Source organism: Flavobacterium sp. GSB-24 (genome assembly GCF_027924665.1).
Classification (GTDB): domain Bacteria; phylum Bacteroidota; class Bacteroidia; order Flavobacteriales; family Flavobacteriaceae; genus Flavobacterium.
Window position 1 is genome coordinate 4,233,841 of the sequence record NZ_AP027043.1, and the last position, 24,486, is coordinate 4,258,326.

General features: G+C 34.6%; 14 protein-coding genes. 1 reads left to right on the forward strand and 13 read right to left on the reverse strand.

The features are described 5' to 3' along the window. Positions 1–145: 145 nt before the first annotated feature. The 12 genes from QMG60_RS18050 to QMG60_RS18105 form a co-directional block, all read right to left on the reverse strand. A complete protein-coding gene (locus tag QMG60_RS18050; protein ID WP_057116173.1) occupies positions 146–532 on the reverse strand; it encodes a hypothetical protein in 387 nt (128 codons plus the stop codon). Positions 533–554: 22 nt separating this feature from the next. Continuing rightward, a complete protein-coding gene (locus QMG60_RS18055; RefSeq protein ID WP_281865913.1) occupies positions 555–4,415 on the reverse strand; it encodes a hypothetical protein in 3,861 nt (1,286 codons plus the stop codon). Between the two features lie 680 nt (positions 4,416–5,095). Beyond that, the gene (locus QMG60_RS18060; protein ID WP_281865914.1) at positions 5,096–5,839 is read right to left on the reverse strand and encodes a rhamnogalacturonan acetylesterase; all 744 of its coding nucleotides are present in this window, start codon (positions 5,837–5,839) and stop codon (positions 5,096–5,098) included. Between the two features lie 207 nt (positions 5,840–6,046). After that, entirely contained in the window at positions 6,047–7,402 is a 1,356-nt protein-coding gene (locus QMG60_RS18065) for a glycoside hydrolase family 28 protein (protein ID WP_281865915.1), read from the reverse strand. Between the two features lie 111 nt (positions 7,403–7,513). Next, positions 7,514–9,514: a pectate lyase gene (pelA, locus tag QMG60_RS18070; RefSeq protein WP_281865916.1), complete on the reverse strand. Its 2,001-nt coding sequence runs from the start codon at positions 9,512–9,514 to the stop codon at positions 7,514–7,516. Between the two features lie 6 nt (positions 9,515–9,520). Continuing rightward, complete coding sequence (locus tag QMG60_RS18075) at positions 9,521–11,110, reverse strand: glycoside hydrolase 43 family protein (RefSeq protein WP_281865917.1); 1,590 nt, start codon at positions 11,108–11,110, stop codon at positions 9,521–9,523. A 299-nt stretch (positions 11,111–11,409) separates the two neighbouring features. Beyond that, a complete protein-coding gene (locus QMG60_RS18080) occupies positions 11,410–12,633 on the reverse strand; it encodes a glycoside hydrolase family 88 protein (protein ID WP_281865918.1) in 1,224 nt (407 codons plus the stop codon). 22 nt (positions 12,634–12,655) lie between these two features. Beyond that, the gene (locus tag QMG60_RS18085; protein ID WP_281865919.1) at positions 12,656–13,876 is read right to left on the reverse strand and encodes a glycoside hydrolase family 88 protein; all 1,221 of its coding nucleotides are present in this window, start codon (positions 13,874–13,876) and stop codon (positions 12,656–12,658) included. 31 nt (positions 13,877–13,907) lie between these two features. Next, positions 13,908–14,846: an alpha/beta hydrolase gene (locus QMG60_RS18090; RefSeq protein WP_281865920.1), complete on the reverse strand. Its 939-nt coding sequence runs from the start codon at positions 14,844–14,846 to the stop codon at positions 13,908–13,910. A gap of 100 nt (positions 14,847–14,946) precedes the next feature. Then, the gene (locus QMG60_RS18095; RefSeq protein ID WP_281865921.1) at positions 14,947–16,620 is read right to left on the reverse strand and encodes a RagB/SusD family nutrient uptake outer membrane protein; all 1,674 of its coding nucleotides are present in this window, start codon (positions 16,618–16,620) and stop codon (positions 14,947–14,949) included. Positions 16,621–16,632: 12 nt separating this feature from the next. Further along, positions 16,633–19,737, reverse strand: coding sequence for a TonB-dependent receptor (locus QMG60_RS18100; RefSeq protein WP_057116183.1), 3,105 nt, complete (start codon positions 19,735–19,737; stop codon positions 16,633–16,635). Positions 19,738–19,770: 33 nt separating this feature from the next. Beyond that, entirely contained in the window at positions 19,771–21,216 is a 1,446-nt protein-coding gene (locus QMG60_RS18105) for a glycoside hydrolase family 28 protein (protein ID WP_281865922.1), read from the reverse strand. Positions 21,217–21,500: 284 nt separating this feature from the next. Here QMG60_RS18105 and QMG60_RS18110 point away from each other — a divergent pair, with 284 nt between their 5' ends. Next, positions 21,501–22,529: a LacI family DNA-binding transcriptional regulator gene (locus QMG60_RS18110; RefSeq protein WP_057116185.1), complete on the forward strand. Its 1,029-nt coding sequence runs from the start codon at positions 21,501–21,503 to the stop codon at positions 22,527–22,529. 320 nt (positions 22,530–22,849) lie between these two features. Here QMG60_RS18110 and QMG60_RS18115 read toward each other — a convergent pair whose 3' ends face one another. Continuing rightward, positions 22,850–24,472 carry an altronate dehydratase family protein gene (locus tag QMG60_RS18115; RefSeq protein WP_281865923.1) on the reverse strand — a complete coding sequence of 541 codons (1,623 nt, stop codon included), beginning with the start codon at positions 24,470–24,472 and terminating at the stop codon, positions 22,850–22,852. Positions 24,473–24,486: the final 14 nt, after the last annotated feature.

Here is a 24,486-nt window from a genome sequence, read left to right on the forward strand (position 1 = left end):
AAAAAACTTTGTTAGAAAGAATTTCAGAATAGCAAAAAAAAAATGCAGGATAAAGAACAATATTTATCCTGCATAAAATGCACAACTTTAAATCAAGTCATAATCAAAATGTGTGCACTAAAAAAATATAAAAAAAATAAACTAATTACATTAAAAAATACATGGCTTTAAAATAATCATCTGCCTTTGTCTGTAATAATTTTGATCCCGAGAAGGAAATTCTTTCGTTTTTAAAATCCAGTTTGCTTTTAAAAAAAGTTTGCAGTTCTTTGAAAATTTCCCGACTCGTTTTGGATTCATCAAACAAAACCACGTTATTTACTAAAAATGCCAAACTTGGATAAAACTGTTTATTAAATAAACAAACTAATACATTTGTTGTTTTATTTTCTTGAAGAAATCCTAGTAATTCTTCTCGCGTATGTACAACGTAAACAATTCGATCATACTGCTTTGCTTCTTCCTCTTCATTATTTCCAAAAAAAGATTTTTCTGAAAACTCAAACTCATCTTTAAATTTTCTTTTAAACATTTTTAGAAAAACACCTTTATTATCAAGTGGTTGTTCCTGTTATAGTTCCTGCGCAGGCATCTACTGCTGTTGGTACTGCAGGTGTTGCACTACATTGTCCTGTTACGTCTGCTAAAACTGGTACAACAGGCGCAATCGTATCATCAATAATAACATTTTGTGTTGCTGTTGAAGTATTTCCTGAACTATCTGTAAAGTTCCAAGTAACTACAGTTGTTCCCTGTGTTGTTATTGGAAAAATGGTAGAAGTTGTACCAGTTATTACTCCACTATCACAATTATCTGTAGTAGTTGGTGTCACGGGTGTTGCCGAACATTCTGCTGTTACATCTGCTAATACTGGCACGACTGGTGCTGTAGTATCTGTTATAATAACATTTTGATTTGCAAATGATATATTCCCATTTCCATCATCAAATGTCCACAAAACAATAGTTGTACCTTTTGCTGTTATCGGAAATGAAGTTGTTGTTACTCCTGTAATTGCACCTGTACATGCATCTGTAGCTATAGGTACTGTTGGTGTTGCTTCACACTGACCTATAACATCTGCTAAAATTGGCATAACTGGTCCTAAAGTATCATCTATTATTACATTTTGAGTGGCTGTTTGAGTATAACCATTTCCATAATCAAAAGTCCAGGTAACCACAGTTGTTCCTTGAGTTGTAATCGGAAATAAAGTTGTTGTTACTGCAGTAATTGTTCCTGCACAAGGATCTGTAATTGTTGGGGCAATTGGTGTTGCCTCACATTGTCCTGTAACATCTGCTAAAGCTGATGGAACTACTGTTGCATTTATTGTGATACTTGCAGTTGTTGTTCCTGAACAGGTTGGATTACTAAAATTGTAAGTAACCGTATGAGTTCCAACTGTAGAAAGTGCTAAATCTATCGTTCCAGTAGCTGGATCAATAATTAAACCAGTATCTCCACTATAAGTGCCGCCTGCTTCACCTGTTTGAGTTACAACGGCTGTACCTCTATTGCAATATGGAGTACTTGAATAAGCAATTGTTGCAGTTGGTAATTCATTTATTTCTATTTGTGCAATGTCTGTACTAGAACAGCTGCCATCTGTAAAACTATAAGTAACTGTATGACTTCCTAAAGTCGAAGCAGCTAAATCTATTGTACCTGTCGCAGTATCAATAATTAACCCTGTATCTCCACTGTAAGTTCCTCCTGTTATACCTGTTTGGGTTACAGTTGCTGTACCAGTTTGACAATATGGTGTACTAGGATACGATATACCTGCAACAGGCAATGGATTAATAGTAACTGTTACAGGCTTTATATTACTACAAGTAGCGTTAGTACCTTTTATATAATAAGTACCGCTAACATCAATAATTGTAGGATCAACTATAGGATCAGTACCTTCTGCATCTGTAAAATAAGTGTATGTTAAACCTGCTTCACTACCTGCAGTTATTGCAGGTGCCGTAATATTTACTGTATTAGGAAAACAGACAGCTGCTGGATTCGTAATAACAACATTCGGAAGCGCAGTAATGGCTACTGTTAAATTTGAAACCGTAGTACTGCTGCATGGTGGCCCAAAAGTTACAGAGCAAGTAAAATTATTATTTCCAACTGATAATGCTGAGTAATTTACCAAAGGACTTTTAAGTGTTTCATTTGCAGGAGTAATTCCGGGACCTGTCCATAAATAGGAAATTGCCCCTACTGTGTCTACATCTAACTGCAATGTTCCTGTACTTAAATTACAAAATGTCGCTGGAGTGGACTGGCCATCAGCAGTTGCTGTTGGAGCAGCCGCCACACCTATTTGTGCAGATTGTGTTATAACATTCCCACAGCCATCTTTAATTCTAAAAAAATAAGTATCGTCAGTTAATCCGCTAAAGGTATTAGCGCTTTGATATGCACCAAAGTTAGTTCCCCCATCTGTACTAAGGGCGTATTCTAAAACATTTCCTGGTGCAGGTGAGTTTGATGTTGCTGCAATAGTTAAAGTTCCATTAGTTGCACCACTGCTGCAAACATATCCGCCGGTATTGGTTTTATCTACAGTAATAACATTATTAGAATCATAAGTCAAAGTTTGAGTAAGAACATTAACGGTTCCTCCTTTTATTCGTAAACCAAAAACATAAGTACCATAACTTAATCCGTTAAAAGGAAGTGACGCAGTATTACTTGCTAAATCTCTAACTTGGCCCACACTTGACGGACCAGAAACAATAATAACCTGATAAGCGCTTACACTATCAAAATTTCCATTCATTACGTAATTAAATCCTCCACAAACTGGAGTAATTGTATTTCCATTTAAAGTAGCATTATAACCTGAAACTGTTGCATTAATGGTTCTTGTACCACAAGGAATAGTCATGTCTAAAGTATAATGACCAGATGGCCAATAGTCTAAAGGATCTGAGGCATTTACTCTTGGTAATGTAGCACTTCCTGATGTTGGATTTAAAGGTGTGCTGCTTGTATATCCGACAGGAACTAAAGGATTATCTGAAGATGTAACCGTATAATTTATTATGTCTCCCGCCTGAACAGGAGATACCGTTAGAATTAATCTTCCGTAACCTAACGCGTTTAAATTTTGCTGAACCCCTGTTAAAACCTGATTAATTGTAAATGTAGAAGCCGCGGGAATAGATATATTTTGAGATACAGGAAGTGTATCGAAACTTCTTGTTGTACTGCCCTGTGCATCTACATACGTTACATGATAGGTTGCACCAGCTGTAAAGCCTGTAATAAGTTGTGCAGTACTATTAATTGTTGTTGTTACAACATCTGCAGGATTCGCGATATTTGTAAATGTAACATTCAAAGGAAAACAGCTTAACCTATTAGGCACTGCTCTAATCAATCCTGCACCCGCACAATTCGTTGGTCCCATGGTACCTCCACTATTGTATTGGGTTACATTAAATTCTTTGCTATTACCACAGTTATCACTTAATACTACTTTCATAGATCCACTTGCAATTTCAGCCAATACACCAGCTTTTGTCGCAATTAATGGCAGTCTAACAGTATTAAGTAAAGGAGAATAACCAGCCCCGCCAACATCACTATATCCATCTGCATTAGTATCCTGACCGTACAATTGTCCTTGATATAGTATCTTCCAGCTAAATCTTGCCGCATCGCTTGGCGAAATAGTAGTGCTATTAGCTGTATATTGAAATAATAATTCGTTAATAACATTTAGAGGTGTAGAACAGTTATTTGTAGTATTAAAACTAGGGTAAGCTAAACTTCCTAATTTAAAATCATTTACCGTTACAGTCGGATTAGAAATAGATGTTGCCCCGGTAATGGTCTGGCCGCAATCATCGGTTACGCTTACTAAATAGTTACCTACCCCTAACGGATTAAAAGTAAAAGTAGTTGCACTAATTGGTCCACTATTTTGTAAAATTACAGCTGGAGCAGTTTGGTTAGCAATAGTGTAGGTATAAGGTGCTTTTCCAGCTGTTACCGCCGAAGTCAGCGAAGTTGTTCCTCCCACGCAATCTGCCACCTTTGTTGGCGTGGCAACATTCATAGCAGTATAGCCATCGGTAACTGTAATGTTAGCGCTGGAGAATACAGTTCCACCGGCGGTTGCCCGAGCACTTACAACGTAAACTCCCGAACTTAATCCTGTAAAAACATTATTGTTTGTAAATTGCGTAGGATCTCCAGAAACTGGAGCAACTACAACCCCTGCTTTTAATAATTGGTATTGCGGTGTAGCTCCCAAACCTGTACTGCTTGCAGTTACAATTCCACTGTTAAAACATCCTGTATTGCTTGCGATACCTGAAACGGTTTGAGCAAAAGCTTCATTTCCCATGAAACTCATTACGGGTAAAATCATTAACAGTACTAGTAAAGTAATTTTTGACTTCATAATTGTTCTTATTAATTAAACAGACTTACTTTGAACACGATATCTTTTTTGGTAAGAAAAAAAGATATGCTGTTATTAAAACAACTGGTTTATAGTTAAATCTTATATTTTATTGATTTACACCTTCTTACGAAAGCGGGCGCAAAAGTCTTGCTTGTTCAATTTTCTTATTACCCTTAAAAGTTTAAAAAGTTATAGAATAGGGTATTTATATTTTAGAGCAAAGATTCTCTTAGATAATATAAATGAACAGAACAGCAACTCAACAATAATTAAAAGACTTAATTACAATTAGTTAAACAATAATTTTAAAAATTATTTCTATTAAAAAAAGATACTGGCGTAATAAAAAAAAATATAGCTCTAAAGTGTGGCTTGTAGTAATGGCTATACGATACTCGAATGAATTATCCTACTAAAGATTTAATAATTCAACTATCAACTGTAAATAACCAAAATTGTATAGTTTTTTACTTTTAAAACACAAAAGTACTTAATTTCAGCACATTAATAAAATTTTAACACTAAAAAAGATAAAAAAATGTCCATTAAAAAGTGAATCTGTACTCTTATTTTAAATTTGAACTAAAGAATTTAAAGAAATTCAAGAAAAATAATCTACAAAAAAAGAGAGAACTAAATGTTCTCTCTCACCAATTTTTAAGTTCTTACTATATGAACTATTTAATTCTCTTTTGAAGTTTATCTATTGAAGAATCTTGTAAGAGTTTAATTTTATCTATCACAATCTGCGCTATTACAGTAGCACCTTTTAAAGAAAGATGTGTATCATCTGCCTTATCCTTATCGTAATAAGGGTTCTCACCTGCTTTATAATGTAAATGAAGTTCTTTCGATCTTTCAGGCCCATAAGACTGTTCTAGCAATTCTGTATAATACTCCAAATCAATAAATGGTACTTTATATTCCTGCGCCACTAATCTTGTTTCTAATGGATAGTCTCCATGAGTTGGAACCAATACACCTTTATCATTAAAATTACGTCTGGCAATTGAAGTTAATAAAATTGGTATAGCTCCCTTTTCTCTGCTTTCCTGCACAAATCGAATTAGATTATAACGGTAACTTGTATGAGGATTTGTGTAACGGAGAGAATCTTCTATTTTTTCGTCATTATGTCCAAATTCTATTAAAACGTAATCTCCCTTTTTCAATTTTTTATAAATAGAATCCCAGCGTTTTTCATTGATAAAACTTTTAGTACTTCTGCCGTTTACAGCCTTATTTATAACAACTATATTATCATTGAAAAATTGCTGTAATACCTGCGCCCATCCATGTTCTGGATTACGTTCAGGATCTTTTTTATTAGCCATTGTAGAATCTCCAATACAATAAACTGCTGTTTTTTGAGCAAAACAAAATGTGGTTATTAAAAACGTTAATAGTATATATTTTTTCATTTTATTTTTGTTAATGTTAATTGTTTTGGAGTTGTCAGTCTGAGTGTAGTCGAAGACCTTCTTAATCTTAAAAGTACTTTCACTTTTACCGACAGACCAGATTTTTTCGGATACTCTTCACGTACGTGCACTGCTGTGCGTCTCTACAGAAAACCTTTGTCACTCTGAACCTTTGAACCTTTGAACCTTTGAACCTTCCAAAAAAAACTAATTTTTTGAAACCGCCGAAGGCACACCAGCTCTTTGCCCAATAAAAACATCTGTCATTAGAACATTTTCTGCATTCTCGTTTGACAACGCATTTTTTGCCGATTTGATTTCAATATTTTTTAAAGATATGTTCCTAATTTTTTTATCTGGAAAACCCTGAATTACAATTCCCGACTCTGCAGCTTTGTTACAGGTAATATCAGAAAAATGTACATTGGATATATCTGATTGAAAGCCTTTACCTTCTCCGTGATAATTGGCTGTAATGTAAAGACAGTCTTCTACTTCATCGAGTTTTATATTTCTCACAAAAACATCTTTAATATAACCTCCCCTGTCTGCATTGGTTTTCAGATAAATTCCTCTTTTAAGATAACCTGCTGTTTTACAATTTTCAACAAAAACATTGCGAACACCAGCCGACATTTCGCTGCCAACAACTACACCATGCAGTCCTTTGAAATTACAATTTCTAATTACAATATTTTCACTTGGTGTTGCTGCATTGGCCCTTCCTTCATGATCTCGTCCCGCTTTTATGGCAACATTATCATCACCATTATCAAAGTTCACATTTTCAATTAAAACATCTTTTGCATATTCTGGATCGATTCCGTCATTATTATGATTCAATGATTTATAACTGATTCCTCTAATCGTAATGCTTTCTGATTTTAAAAGATGCAGACACCAAAATGGTGAGTTTTCAATGCTAATATTCTCGACTAAAATATTCTTGCAATTCAAAAACTGAATCATTTGCGGTCTTAAAAAATAACCTTCACCAAATTTTCTTTCTGAAATTGGAGTACTATTATGATTCATTTCACGGCTGCGGTTTTTGCCTTCGCCTTCTTTTGCTTTAAACGTTTTCCATATTTTACCGCCTTCACCATCAATTGTCCCTTCTCCTGTAAGCGAAATATTGATACAACCATTCGCATATAGTAAAGGACTGTAATTGTAGAGCATTGTTCCTTCCCAGCTTGTTAAAACCATTGGCAGATAGTCCTTTGGATTATCACTGAATTTAATTTTTGCGCCTTTCTCAATTTTTAAATTTACATTGCTGACAAAATGAATTGGGCCGTTGATCTTATAAATTCCTTTAGGAACAATAATTGTCCCACCGTTATTTTTTTTACACAAAGCCATGGCTTTATCAAAAACTTTTTTGTTATCCGTAATTGAATCGCCTTTTGCACCAAGTTTCAATACATTTATCTGATAAGAAGGAATAACGGGCAGCTGAATTCTTTTCACTATAGAATCTACTCTTTCTGAAGGGAAATCACTGTTTTGGGAAAAAGAAACCCAGGTAAAAAATAGGAGAAATAAGTATTTAGAATTCATTTTTTTATAGTTTTTAATAGCTGTTTTTCAGTTTTCAGTTTTCAGTCGCAGACGCCGTTTTTAGTCACAGTTTTCAAACTGAGACCGAGACTGAAAACTGGGACTAAAACTCTACCTCAAATACCAATTCAAGATCTTGTCTTTTAGAATATTTTCTATTGAATACTGATCTGCTTCTTTTTTAGAAAGTTGATGCGACCATTTCACTCTTTTCGACGGTTGAAAACCTTCACCTTTACAATTGTATTCTGCATAAAAGGCCTTTTTTTCTGCTTCTGGTTTTGCCCAATTTTCCCATCCTTCTGCTTTAATTTGTTTACCCATTTCACAATTAATAAAAACCGTTTTGGCATAAATACGCCATGGTCTTCCCAGGTAAACATCTTTCGCCTCAGGATTTGCCGTTAGTTTGCAATTTTTGAAAACGAAACCAAAATCAGTTCCTTCTGGAGTTGAAGCAGCAGTTATGTATGAACTTTTAATACTGTGTATAATACAATTTTCAAATAAAGCTGTGGCACCTCCAAAAATAAAATCGGTTGTTCCTTCTATATAACAATCTTTAAAATACTGCTTTGCGTCTTTTCCTGATAAATACAAAGTGTCTTGATTTCCTAAAAGGTTACAATTTGAAATTTTAACTCGATTTGCCACAACAGACAATGCAATAGCCTGACCACGTTCTCCTGAAGTATTTTTAATCGTTAAATTGGATGCCGAAAAATCGTCTCCTTCAACTAAAACTGTATACGTATAAAAGGTGCTGTTTCGACCTAAACTAATTTTAGAAAAGTTATCATCAAAAGTAATGATTGTATTTTCTTTGCTTTCGCCTTTTAAAATTACATTCGTGTTCCATTCTGGTATACGGACTTTTTCGTTGTAAGTTCCATTTTTTACATAAATAGTAACTTTTTCATAAGGGAACGCTGGACACGCATATACTGCATCCTGAATTTTTGTAAAATCTCCAGAACCATCTTGTGCAACAGTAATTAGGGTGACATTTTTCTTTTCTGAAGCCGAAACTTTTGTCCCGTTTTTTACTGCCCAATCTGGAAATCTTTTTAAAACTTCTTTTGGCGCATCAGAATACCATGAATAACCGTTTCGTCTTTCTGCTCCAATATGATCAATCGACTTCTTTTTTATTCCGTCACGATCACAAAAGAAAGGTTCATTGGTTTCCAAATCCATAAATCTTGCCCAAATAGGCCCAGCATTTACAGCAGGAATCATCTTTTTATCTACTACTTTCCCTGCATCGTTTACAACTCTTTTTTCTTCTAAATTGGTAATTTTAGTTTTTTCAAACCAAGCAACAGCACTTTTTACAGCAGTCACAACTTCTGCTGACGGCTTTTCTAAAGACATTAAAAGCAATACAATTTTTGCCGATTCATAACCGCTTAAAGAAGCCAATTCAAAAGCTCTTGCATTTGCTGGGGCTAAAGTAATTTCGTCATGCTGAGCGCACCATGCTGTTAAAACTCCATTTTGTTTGTATTGTGTTTTTAAGATACAGTCGATTCCTTTATCAAATGCTTTTTTGCATTTTTCAACAACTTCTTTTGAAGGTTTAATACTGTAATAATTGGTTTCATCAGCCACCGATTTTATTACATTTAGAATATTAACCATCGAATCATCATTGTAGGTAATATGCGTATAATATCCTTTTTTTAAGGGATAAAATTGAGGCCAGCCTCCATTTTCATATTGGGCTTCTAGCAAATAATTTAATCCTTTTAAGAAAGACTCCTTATAACGTTCGTCTTTTACCTGAGCATACATTTTTGACATAAAAAGCATTTCCTGGCAAGTTGCTCCATTGTCTGTAGTGGTTTCTACGGCTGTTTTTTTTAATGCAAGTAAATCTTTCTTTTGCTTCTCTGTGAGTTCCTGCTGCATCTGAATGTTTTTTGGCCAGCCACCAATATCTCTTTGGTACAGTAGAACGTTTTCTGCTATTCTTTTGGCATCCGCCGAAGCAAACCAAGCTGCATCACTCTTACGAATAATTTCAGACCAGTTTTTATAAGTATTCTGAGAATTTACAGCAACACTGCAAAGACATAAAAAAAATAGTATTTGTTTTTTTAACTGCATCATTTCTTGTTATTTCGTTACTCTAAACCAATCTACTTCAACATTTCCAGAATCATTTTTCACCTCTTCGCCTAAAGCAAAAAGACCAACTTTAGCGCCAATCCATTTTCCTTCTCTTGCTGTAAATTCATTTCCTATAACTTGATAATTTTTATCATCTAAACTATAGAAGAAACTGCAGATTCCACCCTTTTTAATTTTTACTTTAAGGTAAATGGTATTGCTTTCTATTGATATGGGTTTTGTTTCGGTTTGTGAGACTGAATCAGCAAAAGTTCCAGTTTTCTGATTCAGATATAATTTTCCGTTATCGTTTTTAAAACAGAGATAACTGTAATCCAATCCCATAATGATTAATCCTGTAGATTCGCCATTTAACCTAGCATTAAAAGTTAGTTTAGTAGTTGCTGTAAATTCTTCTGCCGGAAATTTTTGCAGTAATAAATTTGGAGCATTAAAAATGTTTGTCGTCGTGGTATTGCAAAACAAATTAAAGTATCCCAAACTTGTTGGAAATCCCCAATTGATTTGTTTATTGGCCTGCCACTGCCATTGCAATCCTAATTTTGGCTCGTTAAACTCATCTGAAGTTGCTGGAATTTCGATTGGATATTTCTTTCCTACATTTGGCTTTTTATAAGTGGTAACTGGTTCTCCAATTCCGTTTTTATCAAAATCTTCTCCCATAACTGGCCAGTCGTTTATCCATTTCATTGGCTGTAAATGAACAATTCGTCCGTAAGCACCCTTATCCTGAAAATGAAAAAACCAATCTTCGCCTGTTGGAGTTGTTACCCAAGCGCCTTGATGCGGACCGTTTATAGTTGTCGATCCTTGTTCCAGAACCTTTTTCTTTTCATAAGGTCCAAAAACATTTTTAGATCTTAAAACAGTCTGCCAGCCTGTAGGAACACCGCCAGCTGGTGCAAAAATGTAATAGTAATTATTTCGTTTGTAAAATTTTGGTCCTTCTATTGTTTCTTCACCTGCATGTCCATCAATTACCATTACTTCGTCATTATTCACAATTGTACCTTCCCAATTCATGGTGCAGACTACCAGTAAACTCTTAATCTGCGCACGGCTTCCCGCAAAAGCATGAACTAAATAAGCTTTACCATCATTATCCCAAAGCGGACTCGGATCTATTAATCCTGTACCGGCTTTTACTAAAAGCGGTTCAGACCAAGGTCCCTCTGCTTTTTTGGCTTTAATCATATAAATTCCAAAATCTGGATCTGGATAATAAATATAAAATTCATTATTGTGATAAGTAATGCTGGGCGCCCAAACCCCATTTCCGTGCTGTACTTTATTGTATGTTTCAAAGGGCGGCTGTTTGGTAAGTGCATATCCAACAATTTTCCAGTTCACCAAATCTTTAGAATGTAAAATTGGTAATCCGGGATTACAGTTAAACGATGAAGCTGTCATATAATAATCATCGCCTGCGCGAACAACATCTGGATCTGAATAATCGGCATGAATGATTGGATTTGTATAAGTTCCATCTCCATTATCAGGCACCCAGACTTGCGCACTATTCTTCTGTAAAGAAAAAACTATAAGAAGAAAAGTGATGATTTTTATATTTTTCATTTTTAAAAGTATTGTCTTTCAAAGAAAACCTAACAGGTTTTAAAAACCTGTCAGGATTCTATTTATTATTCTTAGCAGAGCTTCATGCGACCTTTCGAATTCGCTCCAGAAAACAAAAATTTCTACTCCAAGTATTCAATTAAATTCAACCATCAATCATTAACAATTAATAATTAAAAATTAATAATTAAAAATCAACAATCAACCATTAACAATCAACCATTAACAATCAACCATTAACAATCAACCATTAACAATCAACCATTAACAATCAACCATTAACAATTAACCATTAACAATTATCGATTCAACTCCAAAGCTGCTAAAATAAAAGGTCCTGTAGCTTTAGGATCGTTGTCTTTTTTTCTTTCGTTTACATAATATTCGTAAGATCCATCACGATATGGAGTTCCTCCCAAACCTGCAACTTGGCAGCAGTTTGTTAAAGTGATTCCGCCATCTTCATCTACTTTTTTGATTAAAACTTTAGTTAATCCGTCAAAAGCTTTATTGGCTGATTTTTTAAATTTAGCTGGTAAATATCCTTTGTTTGCTCCTTTCGCAAAAGCATACGAAAACATAGCCGAACCAGAAGCCTCTAAATAATTTCCTTTTCCATCAACTTTGTCTGTAACTTGATACCACAAACCAGATTTATCCTGAAATTTAAGTAATGCTTCCGAAACATTGTTTAGATATTTCACCAATTCTTTTTGTTTTGGATGATCTTTTGGCATATAATCTAAAACATCAACCAAAGCCATTACGTACCATCCTAATGATCTAGACCAAAAATTTGGAGAATTTCCTGTTTGTTTATCTGCCCAAGGCATTTGCTTGCTTTCATCCCATCCGTGGTATAACAATCCTGTTTTTGGATCTGTCGCGTGAAGCTGAATTAATTCAAATTGTTTGGCGATATCATCAAAGCTTTTTCCGTTTTCAAATTTAGCTGTATATTCTGCGTAGAATGGCTCTCCCATATACAACCCATCTAACCACATTTGATTTGGATAAATTTGTTTGTGCCAGAATCCGCCGCTTTGTGTTCTTGGCTGTTCTGTAAGCTGTTTACGAATTAACTGCATTGCTTTTAAGTATTTATCTTCTTTTGAAGACTCATAAACATCAAAAAGCAAACGCCCTGGCAAAACCAAATCGATATTGTATTTATCAAATTCGTATGTATTAATAGTTCCATCAGCTTGAACCAACTCATCTACGTAACCTCTTACGTAAGCTTTGTATCTAGGATCTGGATTTTTTTTGTATAATTCTTCGATAGAATGTAAAACTAAAGCATGTACATAATCCCATTTTGGTTTTTTAGCATCGTCCAGCATATATGCTTCTGGATGGCGTTTCATTAAAGTTAATGCCATTTTATCTGACCACTTCGCATTCTTTCCTATTACAATATCTTTTTTTGCTGGTTCTTGAGAAGTTACTTTACAACTTGTAAATGTCATAACGCAGATCATTAAAACCGACATCAAATAACTTTGTTTTCTAGTATTTTTCATTTCAAAATATATTTAAATTCTTTTATTTTTCTAATTCTATTGCGGCCAATAAAAATGCTCCTATGCCTATTGCGCCATTTTCTTTTGGTTTTGCCGTGAGGTAATATTGGTTGGTTCCGTCTCGAAAAGGTTTTCCTCCTAAACCTACATTCGAAGAAACATTCAGAATATTTATTTCTCCTTTTTTATCGACTTTTACAAATTCTTTTACGAAACTGTCAAATGATTTTTTAGCTGTCGATTTATAACTGCTGGGTAAATAGCCTTTATTAGCGCCCTTAGCAAAAGCATAAATAATCATTCCTGAAGCTGATGGTTCAACATAATTTCCAAACAGTTCTGGTTTATCTGCTACTTGATACCATAATCCAGATTCACTTTTGTACTGATTTACATTCTTTGAAATCTGATTCAAATATTCTACCAAAACTTTATACTTTGGATGTGATTTCGGAAAATAATCTAAGGTTTCAACCAGTGCAACCATGTACCATCCTATTCCACGTCCCCAAATCGTTGGCGAAGTTCCTGTTTGTTTATCTGCCCAAGCAATTTCTTTACTTTCATCCCAAGCATGATAAACTAAACCTGTTTTTTTATCTACAATATGATTATGAACCAATTCAAATTGTTTAGCGATGTCGTCTAAACTTTTTCCCTTTTCATATTTAACCGTAAACTGCGTATAAAAAGGTTCTGCCATATACAAACCATCAATCCACATTTGGTTTGGATAAATCTGCTTGTGCCAAAATCCTCCGCTCGCTGTTCTTGGCTGTGTTTCCAGCTGATTTCGCAGCTTCCCAATAATTTGTAAATAGCGGGAATCTTTTGTAATGTCATATAAATTGAAAAGCAGTTTTCCCGGATTTAAATAATCAATATTGTATTCTTTGATATCGTATTTTTTAATATTTCCAGTGCTGTCAATCATTCCATCAAAATACTCTTTGATATAATTCAGATACTTTTTGTCGTTTGTTTTTTGATATAATTTCTCAAAACCAGACAATACAAATCCCATTTTATAATCCCATTTTGGTTTTTCGTTTCCGTCGAGCTGCCACGCCTGTGGATATTTGTTTAAAATGGTAATTGCAGTTCTTTCGGACCATTTTAAATCGTAAGGAACAACAGCTTTTTCTGAATCGTTTTGATTCTGAGCTATGGTTTTCCCACCGAAAATAAGCAGTAAAATAATTACGGTTTTTATAGTAATCTTTTTAGAAAGAGATTTATGCATAGTTTGTATTGGTTTTCATTTTTATTCTAAATTACTTAAAAATTTTATCTAAAAATCGTACGGTGTACGAAACTGTTTGTCCAAACCAAGGTTCGTAAAACCAAAACGAATGCGGCGAATCTGGAATTGTCTGCACTTCATTATAGATTTTATTCTCATTCAAAATTTTAATCATATCATCACGTCCTGCATGAAATCTCGGAATACTGCTGCAGATGTATAATATCGGCGGTGTATTTTTATCGGTATGAGTTAATGCAGAGGCATTTTTCCAGTTTTCTGGAGTTTCATCTGATTTTCCGCCAAGCCAAAAGGCAGCCATATCTCCTTCTGATGATTCTGGATGTTTGAATGCTAATACTCCATCTACATCGGCAATCGCATTAACTTTTGATGAATGTTTACTTTTAAAAGTTTTATCTTCAAAAATCGGATTTTCATTTGTTGTTCCTATTAAAGCTGCCATTTGACCTCCTGACGAACAGCCTAAAACCGCAATTTTATTAGGATCTACATTAAATTTTCCTGCATTGTCTTTTATAAATCTGATTGCATTTTTTACATCAACTACACCCGTTGGATATTTGGCTTCCAGCGACAATCTATATTCTATGGTAAAACAAGAATACCCTTTTGATGCGATCTCTTTTCCTAAAAACTGCATTTGGTTTTTATTTCCAGATCTCCATCCTCCGCCATGAATCATTATTACGACTGGATTCTTTTTCTTTTTTGTATTTACAAATGCATCAAAATGTAATGTCCTATCTTGTTCCTTATTATAAACCAAATCAAACATTTCTGTAACGTCTGGATTGGGCTTAATTTCTGGAATTGTGATAAATGGATATTTCTTAATCAATTTAGTAAAAGTACTTTTAATTGTATAAGACGTATCAATCTTGTACTGCTGGCTTTGAACTGCAATTACATAAAAAAATACTATTAAAATTAATCTCACTTTCTGCATTTCAATTCTTAATTTAAGTTAAGGAAAGAGCTTGACAAATAGTCAAACTCTTTCTTAACTACTTCAAAAAAACAATATTCTCAAAAAACTAAAAAAATTACTAATAACCAGGATTTTGAGGAAAATCTTTATTTTGGTTTAAATCTAAAGCAGATTGTGGTATTGGTCTTAAAATTTTAAGTTTGCCGTCAACACCAACAAAATTTGCTTCTTTTATTTTATAATTATGAGCTGAAGCTCTCGCTACCAAAGTTCCAGTACGTTTTAAATCGAACCAGCGTTTGTATTCTCCTAATAACTCTCTTCCTCTTTCGTCTAGGATATAGTCGATATTAAATTGAGCTAAAGTTGCATTGGCTACTCCTGCTCTTCTGCGCACTTCGTTTAAACGATCTAATCCAGTTCCCGGATTTCCAGCTTTTAAATAGGCTTCAGCAGCTACAAGATAAGTTTCTCCCAATCTTGCTACAATGATATCTCTTGTACTTACAGGTCCTGTGCTAGAAGGAGTAGTTGGGTCGGGATCATCAAATTTCTTAACTGGAATAGTGTAGCAGTCTAAGTTTTTAATTAACGTATGTGCTGCAGAGTATTCTCCCCAAGGATGGTACACAAATGTTGAAGCTAACCTAGAAGCATTTGCTGTCATCCAAGCTGTTTTATCTGCTGGAGTAAACCATTTTGGCTCGTAAAAATGTCTCACTTTTAATGAAGCTGGGTTTGAACTTCTGTAATACGGATAATATAAAATAGTTTTTGTAACGCCGTTTGTTGTTTCAGGCCCTTCTAAAATTTCTGTCATAAAAGTAGCATTCCATCTTGCATCACCTTTTTCGTATAAACCTAGTGCATAATCTGTAGGACATAAATTGTAACTTCTTAGTGGCGCTCCAGTTTCTGCCCCTCCTAAATAAGAACTGAAATAGTAAAACTGGTTGTTACCCAATTTCGTCGGATCTGTACTAGTTGAAGCTTTGTCGTACTGTACAGAAAAAATCGTTTCTGCATTTAAATCATTTCCTGGTTTAAATAGCTGATCGAAAGCGATAGCTAAAGTCTGTCCTGCGATTGCAGCATCGGCATAAGCGGCAGCTTTTGAAAAATCATCCGCTTTACCAAAAGTTTCATATCCTCTTGTTAAATATACTTTTGCTAATAAATCGTTTACAGCTCTTTTGTTGACTTTTCCAGATGTGCTGTAAGCAGCAGTTCCAACATTAGCTAAAGCAAAATCTAAATCTGAAATAATTTGTTCGTATACTTCTTCTGCACTGTTTCTTGTAAAAGATAAAACTGGGCTTGTAATATTCTCGCTTACAATTGGCACACCACCATAAGTCTGAACTAATAGAAAATAAGCCTGAGCTCTTAAAAATCTAGCTTCACCTAAAAGTGTATTTAAATTAGAAGTTTGCTCGGTCACAGTTGAATAATAAATTGCTTTATTCACTGATTGAATTAACTGATAACAAGGTCTGTACAAATCGGCAACATTGTCTGAGGACGGAATTAAAAGCGTATACTGGCTCAAACCTGCTGGTTCTGGAGTTCTTCCTTCCGCATACATATCAGTTCCTGCTTCAAAAAGCCATGGATTTCCTCCGTAAATACTTTTAAGCCAAGCATAGTTTGTGTTTATTAATAACTGAAAACCTGCCGCTGTTTTATAAGTTCCATCAGCTGGAACATTTGACAAACTTTCTTCTTCGATATAATTACTGCAAGAACTTAAGGTTCCTGCAATGATTCCTAATATTATGATGAATTTTTTCATTTGATATCCTTATTAAAATTTAACACTTAATCCTAATTGTGTAGTCACTGATGCTGGACGGTTTACTCCAAAGGCAGCACCAGCCCATTCAGGATCATATCCATCAAAATCTGTAAATACAAATGGGTCTAAAACATTCACGTAAATTCTTAAATTACTTATTTTAAGCCTTTTCAATAGTTCAGAATCTAATGTGTATCCTAAAGATATATTTTTAATTTTTACGTAAGAAACGTCTCTGTAGTACCCAAATAAAGAAGTCCAATAAGCTCCAGCTCCAGTAGCTACAGGCCCTGGTCTTGGGTTTGTATTATTTGCATTAGCCTCAATTCCTGTCCCGTTTGTTGGAATAAAGTAATCCATTGCTAATTTCTGACGTCCACGGTCGCTCACATCAGCAAAGTTTTGGTGGAAAGTACTTAAAACTGTTTGTCCTTGGCTCGTTAAAACTGAGAAATTGAAATCAAAATTACCAACGGTCAATTTAGAATATAAACTTCCCTGCCAGTCTGGATTAGCATTTCCGATTACAGTTCTATCATCTTGATTGAATTTACCGTCATTGTTCAAATCCTTTGGTCTTGCCTGCCCTGGAGCCATTCCGTATGACGCAGCTTGTGCAGCTTCGCTTTCCTGCCAAACTCCGTCATAAACGTAATTGTAGTTTGGATTTAATTCAGATCCTAAAATTAATTTGTTTCCAATATCACTTACTTGATCCTGATTGTAAATTGACTCTAATTTATTTACGTTTTTAGTAAACGTGAAAGTAGTTTCCCAATTTACATTTTTGCTTTTGATATTTTTTGTAGTTAAAAGAACTTCTACCCCTTTATTACTAACAGATCCAACGTTAGAAAATGTATTTTTATAACCTGTTTCAAGAGGCAGTTCTTGTTTATAAATTAATTTATCTGATAATCTGTCATAAACATCTACAGAACCTGTGATTCTGTTATTTAAGAATCCGTAATCAAGACCAAAGTTTAACTCTCGTGTTTTTTCCCAAGTTAAGTTTTGATTCGCTAAATTTTCAGACTGCCAGCCCGAAACTACATTCGCTCCATTTGCATAAAAAGTCTGCTGATTCAATAAAGCCTGAGAAGTATAAGGTGCAACGTTGTCGTTTCCTGTATAACCTAAACTTGCGCGAAGTTTTAAATCTGAAATAACTGAGCTATTTGCTAAGAAAGATTCTTTGCTAATTTTCCATCCTAAAGCTACAGAAGGGAAACTCTGCCATTTATTACCTTCAGATAAAACAGAAGAACCATCCCATCTTGTAGAAGCTGTTAAAAGATATTTGTCTTTAAATGTATAATTTAAACGAACTGCATAAGAACTTAAAGTGTTCTTTTGATATCCAGAACTTATGTTATAACTCGTCTGAACTCCAGATCCCATATTATTTGATCCAACATCAAAAGGCTGATTGTTAGAATATAAATAAGATGTTTCATCAACATTTGAATACAAACTCTGTAATAATAAAACACTAAAATCATGTACTTCTTTAAATGTGTGTTTTAAATCGATCTGGTTATCCCAAGTGTAGTTAAAGTTGTTGAAGTTTTTAATTGATGCAGAATTTTTTCCGTTTAAGGTTACACCTGCATTGGTCTGCGCTTTATAAGCTGTACTGGTAACAGTGTTTTCGATACCTCCTGCAAATGTTGTTTTAAACGAAAGCCATTTTAAAGGCTGGTATTGGAAGAAAACATTTCCAACTGTTTGCCATGTTTTTTCTGTTTGAGATGAATTGGCAATTTCCATTAATGGGTTTACAGTACTGGTTTTGTTTATTGCCCATGAACCATCTGGATAAGTTAATTTTCCTGGAAGGAAAAACAGTGTTCCCACTTTCTCATTTCCTTGTGCATCTACAGCCCAAGGCGACATCAGCGGACTTAATCTGAAAGCATCCTGCATTGCTAAATCACTTCCTAATTGTGTATCAAGACGTGCAACAGTAATGTTGGCCCCAGTAGTAAATTTATCATTGATTTTATGGTTCAATCCCAATTTAAAAGAATACTTATCAGTCGAATCATTTTCGATAAGCCCTTCATCGCTTTGAACACCAAATCCTAAATTATAGCTCAAACCAGAATCTGAACGTCCTGTAACATTTAAATAATTGTTTTGAGTCATACCTGGTTTAAGAACAGCATCTGTCCAGTCAAAATTGTAACCGTTGTTAGCGCGGGAAACTAATAATGGACTTTGATTTCCTGCTAAAGCTGCTAATTGCGCAGGCGTTTGTGTTTGAGGTGTTGCACTCATATAGGCAACCTGATGAAATTTCCACCATTCTGCTCCGTTCATCATTTTTGGCATTCTCACGGCAGTTTTATTACCATAAGAAGTATCAAAAGTGACGTTGATTCCAGATTTTACATTCGCACCGCTTTTTGTTGTTACGATAATAACACCACTCGCTCCTCGCGAACCATAAATTGCTGCCGAAGAGGCATCTTTTAAAACATCCATTCTAGAAATATCCTGCGGATTCAAAAAGTCAATATTATCAACTGGAACACCATCTACGATATATAATGGTGATGATCCAACTAATGAATTATTTCCTCTGATTACCACTTTGTATCCGTCTCCTGCACGTCCTGAAGCAGATGAAATCTGAACCCCTGGTGTACTTCCTTGAATTGCCTCTAATGGGCTTGTAGTATTTCTTTCCGTAATAGTTGCAGCACTGATTGTACTAATAGATCCTGTTAAATCAGTTTTTTTAACAGAGCCATAACCAACCACAACAACTTCATTTAGAGAGTTGGATTGTTCTGCAAGACTTACGTTAATTTTAGATTTTCCGGCAATAGTGACTTCTTGCGTTTGAAAGCCTAAATAACTAATAACCAAAGTGGCTTTTGGATTAGTTACATTCATTTTAAAACTTCCTTCAAAATCTGTTGAAGTTCCGTTTTTAGTTCCTTTTTCCTGAATATTTACTCCAGGAAGTGATAGTCCCGCGGCATCGGTAATTTTTCCTTCAATTAGTACTGACTGTGCATTTGTTGTATTACACAGCAGTAAATTCAGGAAAAATAAAAATACAAAGCTGTATTTTTCTTTTTTCTTTGATAGTTTTTTAAAATTCATAGTCTGGTTTAAAGTTTGGTTAATTGATAGTGTTTAGTGTTTAATTGATTCTACTTTTTTCTCATTGATGTAGGTATTTATAAAATTTATGTTTTTTACGTTTTTTAATAAATAAACAGAATCTACTTTCTGAATTTTCACGTTTTTAAGGGTAATATTTTCCACTGGAGATGCTGCATATCCTTCTGCCCAAACGCTGTATTTGCCACCGTTTTTCACATTTACGTTTTCTAAACTTACATTTCTAATGGTTGGAATAAAATTCCCAGTCTGTGATCCGTATACATTATAAAACATGTTTAATTTTAAAACACATTCTTTAACAGTGCCGACTTCAAGATTTCTAACAAAAATATCTTCGATAATGCCACCCCTTTTAGAGTTGGTTTTGATACGAATGGCGCGATCCAGATTGGGACTGTCCATTACACAATTTTCAACAAATACATTATTTACACCTGCGGAAATTTCGCTCCCAATAACAACACCGCCATGGCCGTCGATCATTTTACAGTTTTGCACAATTATATTTTTACTCGGAATTGCCACTCTTCTTCCATCGGCATCGCGGCCGGATTTTATTGCAATACAATCGTCGCCAGTATTAAAAGTGCAGTTTTTAATTACAATATTTTGAGAATACTCAGGATCACAGCCGTCATTATTTGGCCCATGGCTGTTAACCGTTACGCCATCAATAATCATGTTGTTTGTCTTAATTGGATGCAAAATCCAAAAAGGAGAATTTATGATTGTAACATCTTTGATTAATGCGGTATTGCATTCAAAAAACTCAATAAAATTTGGACGAAGATATCTTCCTTCACCAAAAATGCGTTCGGCAACAGGAACTCCTTTTTCAGCCATATCGACCAATACTTCACGGTTTGTCGGATCATTTTGAGACGGAATCCCTTTTTTCCAGCCGTAATTTTTTCCGCCAGACCAAATCCACCAATTGGTGCTGTCAGCCTGACCGTTTAAAGTACCTTTTCCAGTTACAGCAATATTGGTTTTGTTCTTTGCATAAATAAGAGGAGAGTAATTCATTACTTCTGTTCCCTCCCAAGAGGTATGAACGATTGGATAATCTTTAGGATTTAAACTAAAAAGAATCTCAGCGTGATCTTCTAAATGCAGGTTCACATTACTTTCTAAGTGTATAGCTCCAGTTAGATATTTCCCATTTGGAACCAAAACCTGCCCGCCTCCGTTTGCCGCACATTCTTTTATTGCTTTTTGAAAAACTTCCGTATTAAGCGTTTTTCCATCTGCAACAGCACCAAAATCATTTATGTTGTATACTTTATCCAAAAAATGTGTTTGCGGAATACTTTTTAAAACCAAATCCATTTTTTTCCACGGATTCAATGCATTAGAAGAAACAGAAGAGGTTCTCTTTGCGCATGATACCGCCACTACAGTAAAAGCAGTTAAAAATACAATCCAATTAAATGTGAGGTTTTTAGGAGGAATCATTTAGTCGTATTTTCTTGTTTAAAGTCGAAAACGCAAGCAATTGTGTAATCGATTACACGAAAGTAGAAAAATTGTTCTAAGACACCAAATTAATTTAGAAAAAAATTATATATTTAATTTTATTATAAAATATAATTACATTTAATTTAAAAAAACACATAATTTATTATCATTGTAAAATATAAAACGTTTTAGTTATTAATTATGGTAATCGATAACATTTTATATTGCGTAATAAAAAAAAATGTATTTTTGTCTAAAATAATCCGATAAAACTTTTTTTAATGAGTGAAAAAGTAACTATTTACGATATTGCTGAAAAACTAAATATCACTGCTGCAACAGTTTCTAGAGCACTAAATAACAATCCTAAAATTAAGGAGGCTACACGTGAGCTGGTGATTAAAACCGCAGCGGCGATGAACTATAAGCAGAACAAATTGGCGCTGGCTTTAAAAAGTGGTCGAAGTAATAATATCGGAGTTATTGTACCGCGTATTGACAGCAATTTCTTTGCGTCTGTAATCAGGGGAATTGAAGAAGAACTTTATCCTCATGGCTATCAGGTTATTATCTGTCAAACACACGAAAGTATTAAGAGAGAGAATGAAAATCTTCATACGCTTGTAGATGCGCAGGTTGACGGAATTATGATGTCTGTAACTGGCGTTTCTGATGAAAATGACAGCGCTTTTAGAAATGTACTAGAAAAAAATGTACCACTGATATTTTTTGATAGAAGCAAGCACATCGATGGCGTAAGCTCTGTCACTATTAACGACTTTAAAGGAGGTTATTTAGCCACTAAACATTTGATTGATGAAGGCTGTAGAAATATTGCTCACTTTTCTGGAGATCAATCGCTGGACATCTTTAAAAACCGTTTCTTAGGATACAAACAAGCTTTACTTGATAACGGAATAGAGTTTAATGAAAAATATGTTATTTACACCAAAAGTGCTGTCGATGCTGGAAAAGAAGCAGTCGATAAACTTTTGCAATTAGAAACTCCTCCCGATGCTATATTTTCTTCGAGTGATTTTGCTGCATTAGGAGCTATTCAAGAATTAAAAGAGCGCAATATCAATATTCCAAACGATTTTTGTGTGGCTGGTTTTAGTAATGAGCCTTTTACAAAATTCATGGAATTATCTATCACATCTGTAGATCAGTCACCATTGGAAATGGGAAGAATGTCTGCCCGCGTTTTCTTAGAACAAGTCGATAAAACAGATACTATTAAAATCGAAAAAAAGGTGGTTCTTGCACCAGAATTACATATTCGTAAATCTTCTACCAAAACTAATTTTTAATTTTTTTCCCCTATATAAGTTATATAAGCTCATTTTAGAATGGGCTTTTTTTATGCAGGCTTCGAAGAAGCAAAATATTTATAGCAAAGAATAAATATTCACAGCATAAAGCTCCAGAGGAGCGACATATTTTTCTACAGCCTAGATTTATGTCGCTCCTCTGGAGCTTCTTTTGCTTGTAATATTGTAATGCTATAAATATTTTGCTCCACTGGAGCTTTCTCAACAGATAAACCTAACAAAAAAAAGACGCACTATATTGTGCGTCTTCTATATAAACCTTTGTCACTTTGCTCCTTAGTACCTTAGTACCTAAAAACTTAAAGCGAAACCCCTCTTTTCCAAGGAATAAAATCGTTTTGATTTAATATTGCTGCTTTAGTTTTAATATTTCCGCTGGCAACATCAATAATAAATTCCAACATTTCGTCGGCCATTTCATCAATTGATTTTTCTCCAGTGATAATTCCACCAGTATCAATATCGATAATATCAGACATTTTATTTGCTAACTGCGTGTTTGATGAAATCTTTACAACTGGTGCAATTGGGTTTCCTGTCGGAGTTCCTAAACCTGTTGTAAACAATACCATGTTTGCTCCAGAACCTACCATTGCAGTTGTACATTCCACATCGTTTCCGGGAGTACACAACAATGTAAAGCCTGCTTCATTAATATATTCTCCATAATCGTAAACCCCTACAATTGGTGAAGTCCCTCCTTTTTTAGCCGCACCAGCCGATTTCATTGCATCTGTAATTAAACCGTCTTTGATGTTTCCTGGTGATGGATTCATGTCAAATCCTGAACCTGCATCTACAACTGTTTTTTCGTACCACTGCATTAAGTCTAAGAAACGTTTTCCATCTTTATCATCTACACAACGATTAACTAATTCCTGTTCTACGCCGCATAATTCTGGAAATTCAGAAAGAATTGTAGTTCCTCCTAAAGCAACTAAATGATCCGACAACACTCCCAACGTTGGGTTTGCAGAAATTCCAGAAAATCCGTCAGATCCACCGCATTCTAAACCAATTCTTAGTTTAGATAATGGAGCTGGTTGTCTTTTTATTTCATTTGCTTTTTTAATCGCTTCAAAAGTATCTTTTACAACACTGCTCAACATGGTTTCAATTGTTCCAATAGACTGCTGATCGTAAATTAAAACAGGCTTTTTACTGTTTGGATTAATAGCATCTAAAGCTTCCTTGAAAATTGAAATTTGAAGATTCTGGCATCCTAAACTTAATACTGTTGCTCCAGCCACGTTTGGATTATTTACGTAACCAGCCAAAAGCTTCGCTAAACTGTGAGAATCCTGACGAATTCCACCGCATCCACCTTGATGTGTAATGAATTTAACTTCGATATTATTGAACAAGTTAGCATCGTTTGACGCTTCTTGATTTCCTGCTCCGCCAGTTTCTGATTTTACTAAAGAACGCAACAACAATTGATAATCGTTTTCTTTAGGTTTCATCAACTCTTTCTCAAAGATATCTTTTAAGATTTCGATGTTTCTGTTTTCACAAAAAACTAACGGAAAAAATAACCATACATTTTCTGTTCCAACCTGTCCATCTTCTCTATGATAGCCCTGCCACGTTCTATCTTTCCATTTATCAACATTTGGTGCATTCCAGCCAATAGTTTCTGTTTTACCAGTAACTTTATCACTTTCGTGTTTTACGTTTAAAGTAGAAAGCAATCCTCCTTTTTCGATTCTTGCACTAGCTTTTCCCACCAAAACACCGTACATAATGATTCTGTCTCCTACATTAAAAGGAACCATTGCAATCTTATGTTTCATTTTTACATCAGACTCAACAGTAATTGATTCTCCTTCAAAATCAATTACTTCGCCTGCTGTAAGATTTACCAAAGCTACCGCTACGTTATCAGTAGGATTAACTTTTATTAATTTTTTCTGCGTTGCCATAATTAACCTTTGTT